Below are 18,336 nucleotides of genomic sequence, written 5' to 3'. Positions count from 1 at the left end.
GACACGACCTCGCCCCGCAGCGGTGCGCTGGGGGAGACACTTCCAAACACGGGGAGGCGCGTCGCCGCGGCAGAGATGGGGCCGGCGGCAGTAGAGGGTTAGAGGCAGCAAGCGAGCGCGACACGCGGCCCACCGGAGACGTTCCGGGGGAATCGGCTCGGTTAAGCCCGCGAGCTTAACGCGCGCCGCTCGCTAGCACAATGTCACCACGCCCACCCCGCCACGCCGGCTGATGCCGGCCTCACGAACGCCGTCGGGCCGCGGCGGACGCGGCCAACGCGGCCCAGAGGCCGAGCGTGGCGGCGGCGGCTTCGGGGACCGCCACGCCCGACGCGGCGCCGTAGTTGTCGGCCCAGGCGCCGTAGTCCGCGGCGTCGACCCGGATGTCGCCGTTGCTGTCCGAGGCCGCCCCGGCCATCGCGTACCCCTCTTGGTCGCGCCACACCGAGTAGTCGGCCGCGTCGACGCGGCCGTCGCCGTTGTAGTCGCCCGGCAGCAAGTCGGCGTAGTCGACCGTCAGGTACCGATTGGCCTCGACACCCGCGATCACCTGCACGCGCCCGTCGGTCCATACGACCCGCAGCTGGGAGACCTCGTCGAACCCGCCGAGGCCGAAGTGCACGGGCAGGTCGCTCTGGTTGAACGTGCCGGCGCTGGTGTTGGCCTCGCGGCGAAGGGTGCGCTCGTGGGGCGTGCCGGCGGCGAGGGTCGCGTAGAGCGTGGCGCCCACGCCGGTCGAGTTCTCGTCGGGCCCCTCGAGTTCGACGTACAGCCAGTGGGCGCCGTTCTCGGACTCGTCGCTGAGGTAGATCCGCTCGTTCCAGGCGGCGTCGGTCGTGGCGACGAGGTCTTGGTCGCCGTCGCGGTCGAGGTCGCCCCACGTGCTGTCGTACGAGCCGCGATTTAGCTCGTGCAGCCCCTCGGCGACCGTCACGTCGGTAAACGTCCAGTCGCCGTCGTTGCGGTACAGCTTGCGGGCCGCGTTCTTGCCGTTCTTGGGCTGGTTGTCGTGGAAGAACAGGTCGAGGTCGCCGTCGTTGTCGTAGTCGACCGCCCGGCCGCCGTTGAGGTCGCCCGACGTGTCGCTGAGCAGGGGGTGGCCGTTGATCTGGTCGACGTCGGTGAACTGGTTGCCGCCGTCGTTGCGGAAGATCTTCGTCAGCTGGCTGTCGGCGCCGACCATGAAGAGGTCGAGGTCGCCGTCGTCGTCGAAGTCGTGGAAAGAGGTCCCGTAGCTGTTGCGGACGAACTGCGTGCCGTTGCTATCGGCGATGTCGACGAAGCTCAGCGTGCCGGTCTCGGCGAGTTGATTCTCGAGGAAGTGGTTCTCGATGAAGTTGTTGCCGCGGCAGGTCGAGATGTACACGTCGGTGTCGCCGTCGCCGTCGGTGTCGCCGAGGGCCATCCCGTAGGCCTTCGTGCCGATGCCCGGCTGGAAGCCCACCGCGGCGCCGACCGGCGTAAACGCGCCGGACGCTTGCTGCAGGTAGATCTCGTGCTTCTGGTCGGGCCCCTCCATGCCGATGAGCAGGTCGAGGTCGTTGTCGCGGTCGATGTCGTTCCACGCGACGTTCTGGTGGAAGCCCGGGTCGTCGAGGCCGAGGAACGGGCTGGCGTTCGCGAAGCCCGAAGGGCCCTGATTGAGGAGCACGTCGCCGGTGTCGAAAATATTCGACTGGCCCACGAACACGTCGACCCGGCGGTCGCCGTTGATGTCGGCCCACGCGGCGCTCCACGACGGGCTCAGGCCCGCGGGCAGCAGGCCCGACGCGTCCGAGAATCCGAACCCCGCGCCGCCGTAGAGGCCGTTCGCGTACAGCCGCTGCGACTCCCCTCCCCCTTGGAAGAACAGGTCGAGGTCGCCGTCGTTGTCGAAGTCCGCGAGCGACGCGCTGCGGCTGTCGTGGTTCGCGCCCAACAGAGCGGCCCCCGCCTCGGTGAAGCCGGCGCGGGCGTCGGCGGCCGCCAGCACCAGCGCCGACAGCGTGGCCGCGAAGAGAATGGCCTTCATAATGGCGTCGCGTTGGGGGAGGTGGCGGGTCGGCTGGCGCAGCCGAAGACAGATCGCCGCGGCCGGGCTCATCGTAACCGCACGCGGGCGCGTGTGCACCGCAGCCGGAGACCATCCGGCCCCGAGACAAACCGGTCGGTCACCGATCCGGCTCAGCCACCGCCCCCGAGCCGGCGGGCGGCGTCGAGCGCCTCCTCGACTCGCTGGCGGCTCAGCTCGACCAAACGGGAGTCGTCGCAGTCGCCGGCTTGCTCGCTGCTGAGGGGCGCCCCGTAGACCACGGCGATCCGCTCGCCCAGGCGAGCCCGCGACCGGTGCTTGGGCCACGCTTCGTGAGCGCCGGCGATGCCCACCGGCACGATCGTCGCTCCGGAACGCCGCACCAGCGCCACGAACCCGGGCTTGAACGCCTGCAGCTCGCCGTCCGCGGACCGGGTCCCCTCGGGGAACAACAGGACCGCGCCGCCCTGCTTCAGACGCTTGAGCGTCGCCCGCACGCCGGCGAGGCTCGCCCCCTCGCGGTCGACTGGCACCGCGTCGTACGACCGGATCAGCCAGCCGAAGGGACCGACGAAGAGCGTGTCGCGGGCGAGGGCGCTGAGCTGCCGCCGGGTGGCGCCGCCGATGATCGCCGGGTCGAAGTGGCTCGTGTGGTTCGCCAGCAACACAACCGGGCCCTCGAGCGGGACATTGGCTTGTCCCTCGATGCGGAGCCGGTAGAGCAGCTTGAAGGCGGTCCACAGCGCCACGCTGCTGAGCCAGTACCAAGCGGCCTTCAGCGGCCCGCGTCGGTAGGTGGGCGGCGGGTCGCCGGCCTTTTGCCCCGTGCGACTCATCTAGTTTCCTGCCTGCCGCCGGTCGTTCACGAGTTCCATCAGCCGCTGGACGACCTGCTCTTGCGTCATGCCGTCGGTCGAGACCTCGATCGCGTCGTGAGCCTTGACCAGCGCGCCGACCGCCCGGGTGGCGTCGCCGTCGTCGCGGGTGCGTTGGGCGCTGAGCACCCCGCTGCGGGTGACGTGCTCGCCGCGGGCCACCAGGTCCAGGTACCGCCGTTCGGCTCGGACCTCCTCGCTGGCGGTCAGGTAAATCTTGCACCCGGCGTCGGGGAAGACCACCGTCGACTGGTCGCGCCCCTCGGTGACGATGTCGCGGCCCTGGGCGAATTGCCGCTGCTGCCGCACCAAGCGCGCGCGGACGCCCGGGTTGTCGGCGGCGTGCCGGACCGCGTTGGTGATCTCGACGGTCCTGATCTGGCTCGTGACATCGCGGCCATCGAGCAGGACCCTCTCATCGACCAGCTCGATCGTCACCTCGTCGGCCACCCGCTCTAGCGACCGCGCGTCGCGCAAGTCCATGCCCCGCTCGATCGCCGCGAGCGTGACCGCGCGGTACATCGAGCCGGTGTCGAGGAAGCGGAATCCCAGCCGCCGGGCCAGCTCCCGAGCGGCGCTGCTCTTTCCCGCGCCGGCGGGGCCGTCGATGGTCACAACCATGCTGTACGCGGCGTCCGACAAGTTCGGGACCGCCCGGGCCGCGCCCCACGCGGAACCCGCCGCCCGGGCGGGTCATCCGGGTCGACCAAACGGCTTTATTCCGGGACGAAAGCCCGCATCGTAACCCGGCGCCGCAGTGACCCGCCAGCGGCCGCGCGCGGCGGGTCCCGGACGGGCGGGGAGCAGGAAAACCGGTTCTGCGGGCCGCGAGGGCCTCCGCGGCCCGCCCGGGGCGGCAGAAAGCTGCATTTTTCTCGCGGGTTGAGTAGGATAACCCCGGAGAGCAGAGAAGCGGCGACGGCGCGCAGGACCGAGGCATCGCGGCTATACCGGGGTCCGGTTTCGCGGGAGAGCCAGCCCGCGGCCCGCAGCGCCGGCTTCTCTAACGCTCCGCACGCGTGCCGAGCGGCGCCCGCTGCCTCGCCGGATCGCAACGCGGCGCGGGCAGGCGATGCGGTTTGGCCCGCGGGGCTCGGGCCGAGCAGTCTTTCACAAGTAATTGGGGCGTAGCGAGCGATGGCGAAATCCGGAGCGGTTTGGGGGATCGATATCGGTCAGAGTGCGCTGAAGGCGCTCCGCTGCCGCCCCCACGAGTCGGGCGAGCGCCTGGTCGTCGACGCGTTCGAGTACATCGAGTACCCGAAGCTGCTCAGCCAGCCCGACGCGGAGCCCGAGCAGCTGGTCGCCGACGCGCTGCAGACCTTCCTCGAGCGGAACGAGCTCAAGGGCGACCGGGTCGCGATGAGCGTCCCGGGCCAAGCGGGCCTGGCGCGCTTCATCAAGCTCCCGCCCGTGGAGCAGAAGAAGATCCCCGACATCGTCAAGTACGAGGCCCGGCAACAGATCCCGTTCCAGCTCGAGGACGTGGTCTGGGACTACCAGCCGCTGGCCGGCGGCAGCCAAGACGAGGGCTTCGCCCTGGAGACCGAGATCGGCCTGTTCGCGATGAAGCGCGACCAGGTCGCGCGGTCGCTCGAGCCGCTGCAGCGCGCGGGCATCGAGGTCGACTTCATCCAGCTTGCGCCGCTCGCGTTGTACAACTACGCGTGCTTCGACCTCCTCTCGGACACGGTCGCTGAGGAGTTCGACCCGGAGAACCCCCCGCCCTCGACGGTCCTGCTGTCGCTCGGCGTGGACACGACCGACCTGGTGATCACCAACGGCTTCCGCGTCTGGCAACGCAGCATCCAGATCGGCGGCAGCCACTTCACCAAGGCGCTCACCAAAGAGCTCAAGCTCACCTTCACCAAGGCCGAGCACCTCAAGAAGAACGCCGCCAAGGCCGAAGACCCCAAGGCCGTGTTCCAAGCGATGCGGCCGGTCTTTAGCGACCTGGTGGCCGAGGTCCAGCGGTCGATCGGCTTCTTCACCAGCAACAACCGCGGCGCCGAGCTCAAGGAGGTCGTCGCGATCGGCAACGCGATGAAGCTGCCCGGCCTGCAGCGGTTCTTGTCCCAGAACCTCGAGATCCCGGTCAAGCTGGTCGACGAGTTCGAGCACCTGTCGGGCGGCAGCGTGACCGCGCAGCCCGCGTTCCAGCAGAACCGCTTGGCCTTCCCGGTTGCGTACGGCCTCTGCGTGCAGGGCCTGGGCCGCGGCCAGATGGGCACCAACCTGCTGCCCGACGACATCGTGACCGAGCGGATCGTCCGCTCGAAGAAGCCCTGGGCAGTGGCGGCGGCGGCGCTGCTGATGCTCGGCCTCGCGCTCAACTACAGCCAGTACGTGTCCGCTTACAGCACCGTCGATGTCGACGGCGAGTGGCAGGGGCCGATGAACGAGGCCAAGCAGCTCGACTCGCAGGTCGGAACGTTCAAGAGCGCCAACGACACGGTCACCGCCAAGTTCGAAGAGATACGCCAGATCGGCGAGAACCTCGCCAGCAACGTCGATGGCCGGCTGCTCTGGCTCGAGCTCTGGAAAGGCGTCGTGTCGGCCGTCCCGCAAGACACCCGCCCCGAGAGCGAGCGGGAAGCGACCGCCGAGGACATCATGGCCCGTGAGGAGGTCCACATCACCTCCTTCGACTGCCAGTTCTACCCCGACCTGTCGACCTGGTTCGCCGGCGTCAGCGACATCTGGCAGGAAGCCGAAAAAGACCGCGCCCGCCAAGAGAACGCCTCGGCCCCGGCCGACGGCGCCGAGGCCGAGGCCGCCGACGGCGCGGCCGCCGGCGACCCCGGCGCGATGGCCGGCGGCCCCCCGCCCGGCGCCGAGGGGGGCGTGCCGGGCGGCATGGGGGGCGAAGGCGGATTCGGCGGCGGTGAGGGAGGCTTGGGCGGCGGCGAGTTCGGCGGGGGCGGCGAGTTCGGCGACCCGTCCGCAGGAGGCGCCGCCGCTGGCGGCCCGTCGGGCGAAGGGTGGGTCGTGCAGCTCGTCGGTCACCACTTCCACAACAAGAAGGGCGACATCAACGGCCCCGAGTTCGTCAACAAGACGCTCGTCGACAACCTCCTGAACGGCTCGATCATGCTCCCCGACGGGCCGCCCGGCCCCGACGGGCGACCCACCATGGTCGAGGTTCCCCTCAGCGAACTGGGCATCGGCTACCCGGTGATCGTCACCAAGAAGAGCATCGAAACGGTGGTCTACGACCCCGAAGCGATCGAGGTCGACCCGCGGGGCGGCGCCATGGGCGGCCGCCCCCGGCGGATGGGCCCCGTGGGCCGCCCCGGCCCCCAAGGCGCCGGCGACCAGCCGGGCGCCGAGGCGCCGAAAATGATCGAGCTGCAGCGTTACGACTTCGTGGTCCAGTTCGTCTGGAAGCCCACGCCGCGGCACGCGCGGATGAACCCCGACTCCGCCGCGGGCGCCGAGGGCGACCCGGCAGGTCTAGCGACCGACTTCTGAGCCGCCGGCGACCCGCCAGCCAACCGGCGTGAAGCGAAAACCGAGCAGCGACCTCCCAAACCACCAAAACGAAGCACGATGGACCAGATCAAAGTCGCCTTGGCTTGGCTCAAGAAGCACCACTTCTGGGTGCTCGCCGTGATCGTCGTCGGCGCCGCGACGGGCGTGTGGTACTCGGGCTCCGCGTCGGTCGCGAGCGCGACCGACTCGGCCAAATCGACGATCCAGAGTCAGTTCCAGCAGGTCAAAACCCACAGCACCGCGTCGTTCAAGCCGAACGAAGGCATCAACAGCCAGCAACGCGAAGAGGTCCGCAAGCAAGCGGAGAACGTCCTCGCCGAGTGGAACAAGCTCTACGAGATCCAGAAGGAGACCACGCTGATCTGGCCCGAGGAGCTCGGCCCGCGTTTCATCAACGCCGTGCAGGGCGACAGGTTCGGCGACCCGATCAGCAGCACCAACCGCAACGCCTACCAGAACTACATCAGCGAGGCCTTCCCGTCGCTCGTCGCGAAGGTCGACGCCCGCCTGATCCCGGCCGACGGCGCCCGCGGCCCCCGCCCCGGGATGGGCGGCGGAGAGTTCGGCCCCGGTGGGCCAGTCGATGGCGAGCCGGAAGACACCCACCTCGTCGAGTGGCTCGACCAGCTCGACCTGCGGAAACGCCTGGACCTGGACACCACGCCGTCGGCGTTGACCGTCTGGGTCCTCCAGGAAGACCTGTGGGTCTACACCAGCGTGCTGGGAGCGATCGCCGACACGAACGAAGCGACCGGAGCGACCCGCCGCGAACGGGCAGCGGTTCAAACCATCGTCGAGCTAAAAGTGGGCCAAGCCGCCGGCCCCAGCAACGCCGAAGAACAACGCATCGTCGCGCCCGAGAAAGAGAAGGTCGCCAGCGGCGGCGGCGGGTTCGGCGGCGAGTTCGGTGGAGGAGAGTACGGGGGCTACGGCGGCGGCGAGTTCGGCGGCGGCGAGTTCGGCGGAGGAGAGTACGGCGGCGGCGAGTTCGGCGGCGGAATGGGCGGCGAGTACGGCGGGGGTGGCTACGGCGGCGGCGAGTTCGGCGGCGGCGCGGCCGTGCCCGAGGGCGCCGACCCAGAGACCGCGCTGCTCGCGGGCCGCTACCTCGACGAAGCCGGCGCGCCGATCACGACCGTCACGCCCGGCGACTACAGCTTCGGCCGCGAGTTCAAACGCCTGCCGGTGAGGATGGTCCTCGAGATGGACACCCGCTGGCTGCCCACGCTGATGTGGGAACTGGCCAACGCGCCGCTGCAGGTCGAGATCGAGCAAGTCCGCTTCAACCCGGGCGAGGGCGCCCGCGCCGGGAGGTCGTTCAACGCAAGCGCCGGCGCGGCGGCCGCTTTCGAGCGGCGGCCGACTGTGGGGACCGTGATCCTCCACGGGATCGTCTATATCTTCAACCAACCCGACCCGGCGGTCGCCCAACTCGACGCGGCGGAGTAACCGCGGGCCACCGGGCGACAATCGCACAAAATCTCTGCTCTCCCTAGCACAGGGCGTAGGACCATGGCTGGCAATCACAAAGGCGGCGGCATCAAGAGCCTCGCACTGGCGCACGTCGAGAAGGTCGTGATCGCCGTGGTGGCGCTCGCGGCGGCCTACCTCGTTTGGGCCTCGATGGGCGTCGAGGGCATGGAAGACTCCCCGGGGGACCTGACACAGCTGGTCTCCAACACGGAAGAAGCCTACAAGCGTGCGAGCTGGGCGTCGGCGCCCGAAGAAAACAAGAAAGAGTTCCGCCCGATCGACTCGGGCAACCTGGCCGACCTGCCCGCGGGCGCGTACGCGTCGGCCGACAAACGCGGGTTGAGCCGCCCAGCGGTGCCGCCGGTGATCGACCGGACCGACCCGAAGCTGCTCCCGCCGCAGGACCTCGAGGCGACGGCCCTCACCGGCATCTTCGCGTTCGTCGACGAGGAGACCTTGCGGGAACGCGAACGCGAGCGGCAACGCGAAGAGCAGCGCCGCGCGAAAGAGCTCGAGCAGCAGCGCAAAGAGGGGGGCGAGCTGTTCGGCGGCGGCCGTGGCGGGCCCGGCGGCGAGATGCCCGGCCAGGAGCTCGTCGACGAGCAAGGCCGCAAACGCCGCCCCGCGCCGGGCATGACCCGCCCGGCCGGCGTGCCGACCCAAGGCGACGAGCTTTTCAAGGCGATGAGCGTCGCGTGCGTCGTCGCCAAGGCGCCCAGCAAGGAGCAGTTCGCGATCTTCCAGCAAACGCTTGAGGAGGCAAAGGGCTACGACCCGGGCGCCGACTACCCCGACTACATCGCCCTACAAGCCGAGCGTGCCGAGGTCACCGGCGACGACGACGCCGAACTGAAGTGGGAAACCGTCCGCTTCGGCGACGCGGTACGCGGGGAAGGCCGCGCGGTGCTCGACGCCAGCGCAACGCTTCAGCGGGCGTTCCAGAAGTGGATCCCGTGGCCCGAGCAGCTCGTCGATAGCCGCTACGGCCACCGCGTGCTGACGATGCCGCTCCCGCCGCTGGTCGGCCAGGCCTGGAAACCCGCGGAGGTCGTCCACTCGGACGCGCCGCTGCAGGCCGAGACCGACCTCGCCGAGCGGAAGGCCCAACGCAACCCCCAACAAGAAGCGACCGAAGAAACCCCCGAGGGAGAGATCGTCGTCGGCGACGCCGCCGGCGGGCGCGGCGGCCGCTTTGGCGGCGGGGGCTACGGCGGCGGCGAATTCGGCGGCGGCGAGTACGGCGGCTACGGCGGCCCTGGCGGGGGCTACGGCGGCGGCGAGTTCGGCGGCGGCGAGTACGGCGGCGGCGGCGGCGCCATGGCCTTCGGCGAGGGGTACGACCCCGACATCCCCTTCAAGATGATCCGGATCTTCGACTTCAACGTGCAGCCCGGCCGCCAGTACGTGTACCGCGTGCGGCTGGTGCTCCGCGACCCGAACCACAACGTGCCCGATAGCGCGCTGGCGCGCGAGGTGATCGACCGCCGCAAGGACCTCAGCACGAGCCAACGGGAGTACCGCAAGACCGAGTGGAGCGAACCGACCAGCGTGGTCAGCGTGCCTATGGCCGGCGACGTGTTCGTCATCGGCGCCAAGCCCGCCAGCGCCCGCAGCGGCGAGGGGACGGTCGACCTGCTCGTGCAGACCTACAAGCTCGACGAGTCGCGGCGCGCGATCAAAGCCGCCACCGAAGAGAGCTTCTTCCTCGGCAGCGTGATGAACCTGACCGCCGACGCCGAGGTGCTCAGCTCCGACGGCCGCTGGATCGTCCAGCACGACGACTTCCAGTTCCGCACCGACCTCACCCTGTGCGACTTCCGCGGGGGCAAAGAACTGCCGGGTGACCACACCGAGCCGGTGTCGGTGCTGTTGATGGACGCGTCGGGCAAGCTGATCACGCACAACTCGCTCGACGACGCCGAGGCCATCCAGCGGCACCGCGACGCCTACTCCGAAACCAACCAGGGCAATTTCGGCGGCGGTTACGGCGGCGGGGGCTACGGCGGAGAGTACGGCGGCGGAGAGTACGGCGGTGGCGAATTCGGCGGCGGCGAGTTCGGCGGCCGGCGATAGCACCGGCGAAAAACCTCTCCACGAGCCGACACACAGCTCCGCTCCCGCCCGATTGGCGAGGGCGGAGCCTTTTTTCTTTGGGATCGGCGTTGACCGCCCCCGCCGGATGGGCTAATCACCCGCCGCTCGTCTCCCCGACCCGCCCCGCGCCCACATGGCCCGCCGGGCTGTTGGGGAGCCGGATTAACAACGCGAACGAGAACACCGACGCGAACCGACGACCGGACGCGCCCGCCAGCCAGGAAGGCCTTGGGCGGCGCGCCGACCTCGCGCCCGCGGCCGCCCGAAAAGCTATCCAACGCAACAAGGAGAGTTGAGTTGAACGCGACACGGAAGTTGCTGACCCTCGCTGTGGCCCTCGGGGCCTTCGCGACGGGCGCCGCCTACGGACAGAACGCCAGCGAGCCCAGCGCGCCCCGCGCTTTGCCCAAGCCGGGCGCCGCGCCGATCGAGAGTGCGACCCCGGCCAAGGCGGCCGTGTCGCAGCTGCTTTCCGCCGCCCGGGCCGCGCTGGCCGAGGGCGACACGACCCGCGCGGAGCGGCTCGCCGCGCAAGCGAGCCAGCTCGGCGTGCCCGAGACCGCGTTCGCCGAGAACGAAGACACCCCCTCGAAGCTCGCCCTGCAGCTGCAAGCGGCCCGGTACCGGCTCGACCCGGCGGTGGTCACCGCCGGCGGCGCCTCGCCGGCCGGGCAAGCCGCGATGGCGAGCCAGGCCCTGCACCTGAGTGACGGCGGCCGCGGCGCCGTGCAACCGGCCGCGGCGCTGGTTGGCCCGGCGGTCGGCGGCCAGCCGACACGGGTCGCGCAGCTGCCGCTGCCCGCCGAGCGCGTCGAACCGGCTCGGAGCGTGCCCGCGCTCGTGCTGCTGTCCGAGGGCGAGCAGAAGCTCCGCGACGGCGACCTGGACGGCGCGCTCGAGCGGTTCCGCGCCGCCGACCGCAACCGGGCCGGCCTCGACGCCGGGGCGGCCCGCCGCTTAGACGACCACCTGCGGATGCTCGCCGGCGGCGACTCGGCCGCGCCCGACCGGGCGATCGACGCGTCGATGATCGACGCGGCCGACGCGGACCAGCAGGTGCTGGCCCGACAGCTGGCGGCCGCCGTGGGCCGCGCCCAGGTCGACTCCCGCGAGCTCCGCGAGTCGGCGCCCCGCGAGGCGCTCGAGATGCTCGAGAAGACCAAGGCCGAGATCACCGCGTCGGGCGTGGCGAAGGACTACCGCGACCAACTGGTGCGACGCGTGGACCGCTCCATCAGCGAGACGAAGCGCTACATCGAAGACAACCGCGCGCAGATCGAGCTCGACGAGCAGAACGCGGCGGTCCTGGCCGAGATCGACCGGGAGAACGCGGTCGAGGCCCGCACGCGGTCGAAGATCTCCGAAGACATCGAGCGGTTCAACGACCTGATGGACGAGCGGCGGGTGGCCGAGGCCGAGGTGGTCGCGAAGCGGCTGAAGGAGCTCGCTCCGGACGACCCGACGGTTCAGCAGCTCTGGCAGTACTCGAAGTTCGCGCGCCGCAACCTGCTGAACGACGAGATGCTCGACGAGAAAGACGAAGCGTTGTGGAACATGCGATACAACATCGAGACCTCGGCGATCCCGCTGGTCGGCGACGACAGGAACCTCGTCTACGGAAAGGACTGGGACCAGATCAAGGACCGGCCGGGCCTGGGCTCCGGCCGTGGCCGGATGAGCCCGCGTGAGGTGGAGATCCAGCAGAAGCTCAAGACCCCGGTCCGTGTGAGCTACACCGACCGGCCGCTCGCCGAGGTGATGGAGGGCCTGTCGCGTATGGCCGACGTGCCGATCTACCTCGACGCGCGCGGCCTCAGCCAGGAAGGCGTGTCGAGCGACACGCCGGTCACGATCAACATCCCGGCGGACATCTCGCTCGAGAGCGCGCTGAACCTGATCCTCGACGACCTCAACCTCGGCCACGTGGTCAAGGACGAGGTGCTCAAGATCACCAGCAGCTCGCTCCGCGACGGCGACGTCTACGAGAAGGTCTACTACGTGGCCGACCTGGTCATCCCCATCCCGAACTTCGTGCCCAGCAGCAACACGGGCATGCAGGGCCTGATCAACGACGCGCTCGCGGTCGCCAGCAACAGCACGTGGGGCGGTGCGGCGCCGGGCGCGATGGGGCTGGCCGGGGCGAAGCCCGGCATGGGCGACCCGTCGGCCAACCCGAACGTGCTCGCGCAGAACTTCAGCCCGAGCGGCCAGCTCGGCGGCGGCGTCCTCAACACCAACCCGGCCGGCCCGGGCGGCGCCGCGGCGGCCGACTTCGACTCGCTGATCGAGCTGATCACGTCGACCATCGCGTCGGACACGTGGGCCGAGAACGGCGGCGGCACGGCCGAGATCCGGCCCTTCCCGACGAACCTCAGCCTGGTCATCAGCCAGACCCAGAGCGTCCACGAGGAGATCGCCGACCTGCTCGAGCAACTCCGCCGCCTGCAAGACCTGCAGGTGACGATCGAGGTCCGCTTCATCCAGCTCAACGACAACTTCTTCGAGCGGATCGGCATCGACTTCGACATGAACATCAACGACAACATCCTCGGCACCGACGAGCTCGTGCAGACGGGCGCGCCCGCGGCCGTGGCCGGCTCCTTCCAGCAGGAGGTCGTCAACTCGCCGGACGGCATCGCCCGCACGCGACGCGGCGCAACGGTCGGCGTCGAGGCGCCGATCGCCGGCAGCTTGGCGACCGTGACCGCGGACCTCGACCTGCCCTTCCGGCAGGGTAGCTTCCCGGTCGCGCAGCCGCAGTTCGGCGGGTTCAGCCCGGACTCGGCGGCCACGTTCGGCTTCGCCATCCTGAGCGACATCGAGGCCTACTTCCTCATCAACGCCGCCCAGGGCGACAGCCGCACCAACGTGCTCAACGCCCCGAAGGTCACGCTGTTCAACGGCCAGCAGGCGTTCGTCGCGGACCAGTCGCAGCGGCCGTTCGTGCTGAGCGTGATCCCCGTGGTGGGCGAGTTCGCCGCCGCGCAGCAGCCGGTGATCGTGGTGCTGTCCGAGGGGACGTTCACCTCGATCCAGGCGGTGGTCTCCGAAGACCGTCGCTACGTGCGGATGACGGTCATCCCGTTCTTCAGCGAGATCGGCCAGGTCGAGACCTTCACCTTCGACGGCTCGACGACGACCACGACCTCCAGCAGCTCGGACGCGACCGACTCGGACGACGACGGCACCAACGAGTCGGCCTCCGGTTCGCAGAACCAGCAGCGGACGATCGCCGGCACCACCGTCCAGCAACCGACGTTCCAGCAGATCAGCGTGTCGACCACCGTCAGCGTGCCCGACGGCGGCACCGTGCTGCTGGGCGGCATCAAGCGGCTGAGCGAAGGACGCCGGGAGTTCGGCGTGCCGCTGCTCTCCAAGCTGCCTTACATCAACCGCTTGTTCCGCAACGTCGGCATCGGCCGCGAGACCGACAGCCTGATGCTGATGGTCACGCCGCGGATCATCATCCAGGAAGAGGAGGAAGCGCGCCAGGGCCTCGCGGGCGGCTGACGCGACTGTTGCTCTTCGCCAAGAATCCGAATGGCCGCCGGTGAGTTGCTCGCCGGCGGCCTTTTTTTGTGCCGGTGGCCGATGGTCAGTGGTCAGTGGCTCGGGGGTCGGGGGTCGGGGCCGGTGGCTCGTGGCTCGTGGCTCGTGTTAGGGCGGTTGTGCTACAGTGGCTTGGCGCCAGACGTTCCGCCTTCCGCCTTCGGCCACCCATGCGTTCGTTCCTGATCATCGCCGGCGTGTACGGCGCCTTGGCTATCGGGTTGGGGGCGTTCGCCGCGCACGGGTTCGTCGGGTTCGCGGGCGACCTGGGTTACACGGCCGAGGAAGCCGCCAAGCGGCTAGACAATCTGCAGACCGGCGCCCGCTACCAACTCAGCACGGCCGCCGCCCTACTGGCGATCGGCCTCGCCGCGCCCGGCGGCCGCTACTGGACCGCCGCGGGCGGCTTGTTGACGGGCGGCGCGGCGGTGTTCAGCGGTTGCCTCTACGCGCTTTCGGTCGCGGGCGAGGAGTGGCGGTGGCTCGGGGCGGTCGTGCCGATCGGCGGCGCGGGGCTCATCGCCGGCTGGGTCGCGATCGCCGTCGCGGCGCTTGCGACGGGCCGCCGATCCCCCGCGGGCGATGGCCCGTCACTCTCCGAAGAGGTCGTGCGGCTCGAAGAGGTGATCACCCACCAGCAGCACCTCGTCAACGAACTGAACGAAGTGCTGACCGCCACCCGCGACGACCTGGACGCCGCTGCCCGGCGGGTCAAGACGATCGAGCCGGTCGTGCGGCGGCTGGCCGACGCGGAGCAAGGCGCCGAGGACCTGCCGGACGAGCGGCCGCCGCACTACTGAATCGCGAAGGGGTGAACCGCGAACGGGTGAACCGCGAAAGGTGAGCCGAGAAAGGGTGGGCCGCGATCGGGGCCGGCCCGCTGCGGCGCAGCCGACTCAGCTCGCGGCCGCGACCGACGCCGAGGTGGACGACTGCTTCCCGTGGGGCCCCGGTTGCGAGGCGGCGCCGTCTTGCGGGTCGGTGGGCGGGTCGCCCTTCTCCCGGCGAGCGAGCAGCGCAAAGTAGCTCGGCACGACGACCGTGCGGACGAAGAACGTGTCGAGCAGCACGCCGAGCGCCAGCGCGAAGCCCAGCTCGATCATGCCGCGCAGCGTGCCGGTCGCCATCGAGATGAACGTGCCGGCCATGATCACGCCGCAGCTGGTGATGATGCCGCCGGTCTGAATGATCGCGTGCCGCAACCCGCGGCGGAGCCCCAGCCGCTTCTGCTCCTCGAAGACCCGCGTCACGAGGTAGATGTTGTAGTCCTGGCCAACCGCGATCAGGATCACGAACAAGAAGACGGGCACCTTCCAGTCGAGGCCGCGGTAGGTGTCGCCGTAGAGCCACGCGAAGAACAAGTCCGTCGCGCCCAGCGTGACCCAATAGCTCACGAGCACCGTCACGATCAGGTACGCGCAAGCGATCGGTCGGCGGAGGATCACCACCAGCACCAGGAAGACCGCGCTGACGGTGAGCACCTGGATCCGCGTGCGGTCGCTGTTGGTGACGACCTCCAGGTCGCGCATGCCGGGCGTGACGCCGACGACCTCGAACCGCGCGTTGCGCCAGGGGTTCGGCTCGCCGTCGAGAGTTTCTTGCTGGGCGAAGCGGGCCAGGGCGGCCTCGATCTCGGGGATCTTCTCGCGGGCGACGCGGCTGAAGGGGTTGTCGGCCAGCACCACCGACAGCTGAGTCACGCGCCCCGCCTGCGGCGCCTCGTTCGACACGAACGCGTCCTTGGACAAGGGGCTGCCGGCGGCGGCCAGGTCGCGGATGGCGCCGCCGCCGAGGAACTTGCGGTCGCGTGGGTCGCCGCCGGTGGGCAGGTAGAGGCTCCGCACGTCGGCGACGGGCGGCAGCTCGTACAGCATCGAGTGCAGCGGCGCGATCGCGAAGCGGCCGTCGTCGGACGTCAGATCGAGCCCCCCGCCGTCGTCGCCCCCCGCTTCGAAGACCGTGTCCGAGAGCCTCGCGACGACCGTCATCGGCGCGATCGTCCCTTGGGGGAAGTATTCCCGAACGGTCTCGGCGCCTTTGACAGACACGCGGTCCGGGGCCAAGTCGGCCATGATGTCGTGCGTGACCGCCACGCGGAGACCAACCCAGACCAGCGGCACGGCGAGCCACACGGACAGCATGAGGATCGTCGCGGGCCGTCGCATCACCCAGTCCGCGACCCAGCTCCAGAGCCGGTCTTCGTCGTCTCGGCTGGGGTCGTCGCCGGCGCCCTCGAACAACCTGCGGCCGAACGGCCAGAAGACGATCGGCCCCAGCGCCCGCAGCAACGCCGGCGCGAACGTGACGCACGCCATCAGCGCGACGAACAAGCAGACCGCCACGATCGGGCCGCTGCTGACGAACTTGCCGTACTGGGCGAAGGCCATCGTCGCCAGGCCGAGGATGGTCGTCAGGGCGCTGCCGGCGAGGGCCTCGCCGACATTGGCGAGCGAACGGCCGGCCGCCTCGGCCCTGGGCACGCCGCCGGCTAGCTCCTCCTTGTACCTCGCAATGAGGAACAGGCAGTAATCGGTCCCCGCGCCGAACAGGATCACGATCACGAAAATCTTCGTGGTCGTGAAGATCTTGAAATCGGACCACTCGAAGGCCTCGGGGCCGAAGTTCTGGGCCAGCAAGGCGACCGCGTCGGTGGCGACCGACATCGACAGGGCGATCGTGGCGAGCGGGATGAGGACCAGCACCGGCGCGCGGTAGATCGCCACCAGGCAGCCGAGGACCAGCAACACGGTTGTGGTTTCGGTGTTCGCCAGGCTCTCGGCGATCGACGCACGCAGGTCGCCCCCGATCATCGCCGAGCCGGTGAGCCCGACCTCGAGGCCTTCGGGCCGCGCGTCCCGCAACTGATTAAGGATCTCCTCGGTCCGGCGCAGCAGCGCCACGTTGCCCACGTCCATCAGGCCGGCCGTCAGGCGCGCCACGACCAGCGACGCCCGACCGTCGTCGGCCAGGAGCATGTCGCCGACAACCTTGGTTGTCTCGTCCCACACGTCGACCAGCGGCAGCGTCTGGTCTTGGCGAAACGCCTCGGCGATCCTGATCCCGAACCGCCGGTCTTCGGGGCTGAGCTGCTCGCCGTCGCGCGACAGCACGACCACGATCTGGCTGTGGGCCTTCTCGTTCGGGAAGGCCTCTTGCAGAAGCCGCTCGCCGCGGAGGCTCGGGACCTCCGCCGGCAGGTACTCCAGGTCGCCGTCCTTGGCGATCTCGTCCCACGACGGGGCGACGAGCTTCAACCCGCCCGCCAGCAGCACCCAGCCGACAAGCAGCCACAGCCACCGGCGGTTGATCAGACTAGCGAACCGCTCGGCGAGCATAGTGGCGAGGCGTCCAAACCGAAGAAAGGCGCCCCCCCGGGGCGGGGTCGGACGCGTCCGAGTTCATTTACGAAAGCTATCGCTACGCAGCGCGGATGCCAAGCCGCGCCGCGATTACGATTTGCTCACGAAAGCAACGCGGCAGCCTCGTCGCAGATGCGGCGAGCCGCCGCTGCGTCGGGCGCCTCGGCGATCAGCCGCACGATCGGTTCGGTGTTGCTGGCCCTCACCAACAGCCATTTGCGTTCGTCCTCCCAATCGAGCCGCAGCCCGTCGGGCCGGCTCGCCGCAGCATCAGAGAAATGAGTTTCGAGCCGGTCGAGAGACACAGCCAACCGCTCTGGTTCGAGCGGCGCCTTTGTCTTGTGGATCGAGTAACGGGGCAGCTCGTCGGCCAGGTCGGCCAGCGAGCAACTGCGGGCGGCCATCGCGTCGAGCACCATCGCCATGCCAACGAAGCTGTCGCGGACCCAGCCGACGGCAGGATGGATGACCCCGCCCGCCCCCTCACCGCCGAGCACCGCCCCGGCCGCCTGCATCGCGTCGACGACGTTAGCTTCGCCGACGGCCGACCGATAGAACGGCGCCCCGTAGCGGCTGGCCAAGTCCTCGGTGACCCGGCTGCTCGAGCAGTTAGAGACCACCGGCCCCGGCTGTTGGCGGAGTTGGTGGTCGACGCAGAGGGCGAGCGTCAGCTCCTCGCCCAGGTAGCGGCCATCGCCGTCGATGATCGCCAGGCGGTCCGCGTCGGGGTCCTGGCAGAAGACCGCGTCGAACCCGCCACCAGCCGCCTGACGAGCGACCTCGGCCAAGTTCGCCTCGGTCGGCTCGGGCGTGTGGGAGAACCGGCCATCGGGGGCGCCGCCGAGGACCGTCAACTCGCATCCCAACCGCTCCAGCAGCGGACGGCCCAGCACAGCGCCCGAGCCATGGTTGGCGTCGAGCAGTACGCGGAATCGCCGGTCGCGGATGCGGCGGGGCTCGACGATCGCCTCGACCCGGCGGAGGTGCTCGCTGGTCGTGTCGGCGAGGGTCTCGGCCAGCTTTACCTGGCCGTGGGCCGCGTAGCGGGTCTCGCCGGCCAGGTATCGCCGCTTGACCTCCTCGCCGCGGGGGGCGGGGATGATCCGGCCATCGTCGCCGAAGAGTTTCAGCCCGTTGTACTCGGCCGGGTTGTGGCTAGCGGACACCTGCACGCCGCCGACGCAGCCCTCGCTCCGAACCAGCACGCCGGCCGTCGGCGTGGCGGCCACCCCGGCGTCGACCGGCGTGCGCCCCACAGCGGCAATCGCCGCTCGGGCCGCGTCGGCGAGCATCGGCCCGGTGGCGCGGCCGTCGCGTGTGATGAGCACCTTCCCCTCGGGCAGGGTCGCCGCGAACGCCGCCAGGTAGCGAACGGCCGTGTCGGGTGTGAGCGTGTGACCAACCACGCCACGCAGGCCCGAAACGCTGATAATCGGTTCGGCCATTTCGCAAGATCAGGGGATTGGGGTGAGGGGGCCAGCCG

Annotated in this window: 10 protein-coding genes; 5 read left to right on the top strand and 5 right to left on the bottom strand. The window is 70.0% G+C overall.

Annotated features, from left to right (window positions below; all coding sequences use genetic code 11):
- Positions 1-241: 241 nt before the first annotated feature.
- The 3 genes from RIC11_RS13175 to cmk all read right to left on the bottom strand — a co-directional run bounded on the left by RIC11_RS13175 (position 242) and on the right by cmk (position 3,507).
- A complete protein-coding gene (locus RIC11_RS13175) occupies positions 242-2,011 on the bottom strand; it encodes an FG-GAP-like repeat-containing protein (RefSeq protein ID WP_350211972.1) in 1,770 nt (589 codons plus the stop codon).
- Between the two features lie 152 nt (positions 2,012-2,163).
- On the bottom strand, positions 2,164-2,847 hold the full coding sequence (locus RIC11_RS13170) for a lysophospholipid acyltransferase family protein (RefSeq protein ID WP_350211970.1): 684 nt from the start codon (positions 2,845-2,847) through the stop codon (positions 2,164-2,166).
- A complete protein-coding gene (cmk, locus tag RIC11_RS13165; protein ID WP_350211968.1) occupies positions 2,848-3,507 on the bottom strand; it encodes a (d)CMP kinase in 660 nt (219 codons plus the stop codon).
- A gap of 516 nt (positions 3,508-4,023) precedes the next feature.
- On the opposite strand from cmk, the gene pilM reads away from it, so the two are divergent.
- The 5 genes from pilM (at position 4,024) to RIC11_RS13140 (ending at position 14,294) form a co-directional block, all read left to right on the top strand.
- Complete coding sequence (gene pilM, locus RIC11_RS13160) at positions 4,024-6,357, top strand: type IV pilus assembly protein PilM (protein ID WP_350211966.1); 2,334 nt, start codon at positions 4,024-4,026, stop codon at positions 6,355-6,357.
- Positions 6,358-6,435: 78 nt separating this feature from the next.
- Complete coding sequence (locus tag RIC11_RS13155) at positions 6,436-7,827, top strand: hypothetical protein (RefSeq protein ID WP_350211965.1); 1,392 nt, start codon at positions 6,436-6,438, stop codon at positions 7,825-7,827.
- 63 nt (positions 7,828-7,890) lie between these two features.
- The gene (locus RIC11_RS13150) at positions 7,891-9,924 is read left to right on the top strand and encodes a hypothetical protein (RefSeq protein ID WP_350211963.1); all 2,034 of its coding nucleotides are present in this window, start codon (positions 7,891-7,893) and stop codon (positions 9,922-9,924) included.
- 318 nt (positions 9,925-10,242) lie between these two features.
- Positions 10,243-13,455, top strand: coding sequence for a secretin GspD/PilQ domain-containing protein (locus RIC11_RS13145; RefSeq protein WP_350211961.1), 3,213 nt, complete (start codon positions 10,243-10,245; stop codon positions 13,453-13,455).
- Positions 13,456-13,664: 209 nt separating this feature from the next.
- Positions 13,665-14,294, top strand: a complete 630-nt coding sequence (locus RIC11_RS13140; protein ID WP_350211959.1) for a SlyX family protein — start codon at positions 13,665-13,667, stop codon at positions 14,292-14,294.
- Positions 14,295-14,390: 96 nt separating this feature from the next.
- Here RIC11_RS13140 and RIC11_RS13135 read toward each other — a convergent pair whose 3' ends face one another.
- Both RIC11_RS13135 and RIC11_RS13130 read right to left on the bottom strand, forming a co-directional pair.
- Complete coding sequence (locus tag RIC11_RS13135) at positions 14,391-16,829, bottom strand: MMPL family transporter (protein WP_350211957.1); 2,439 nt, start codon at positions 16,827-16,829, stop codon at positions 14,391-14,393.
- A gap of 125 nt (positions 16,830-16,954) precedes the next feature.
- Positions 16,955-18,298 carry a phosphohexomutase domain-containing protein gene (locus RIC11_RS13130; RefSeq protein WP_350211955.1) on the bottom strand — a complete coding sequence of 448 codons (1,344 nt, stop codon included), beginning with the start codon at positions 18,296-18,298 and terminating at the stop codon, positions 16,955-16,957.
- Positions 18,299-18,336: the final 38 nt, after the last annotated feature.

The sequence above is a fragment of the Botrimarina sp. genome, from assembly GCF_040219535.1.
Taxonomy (GTDB): Bacteria; Planctomycetota; Planctomycetia; order Pirellulales; family Lacipirellulaceae; genus Botrimarina.
This window is presented reverse-complemented; position numbering and strand designations above follow the sequence as displayed.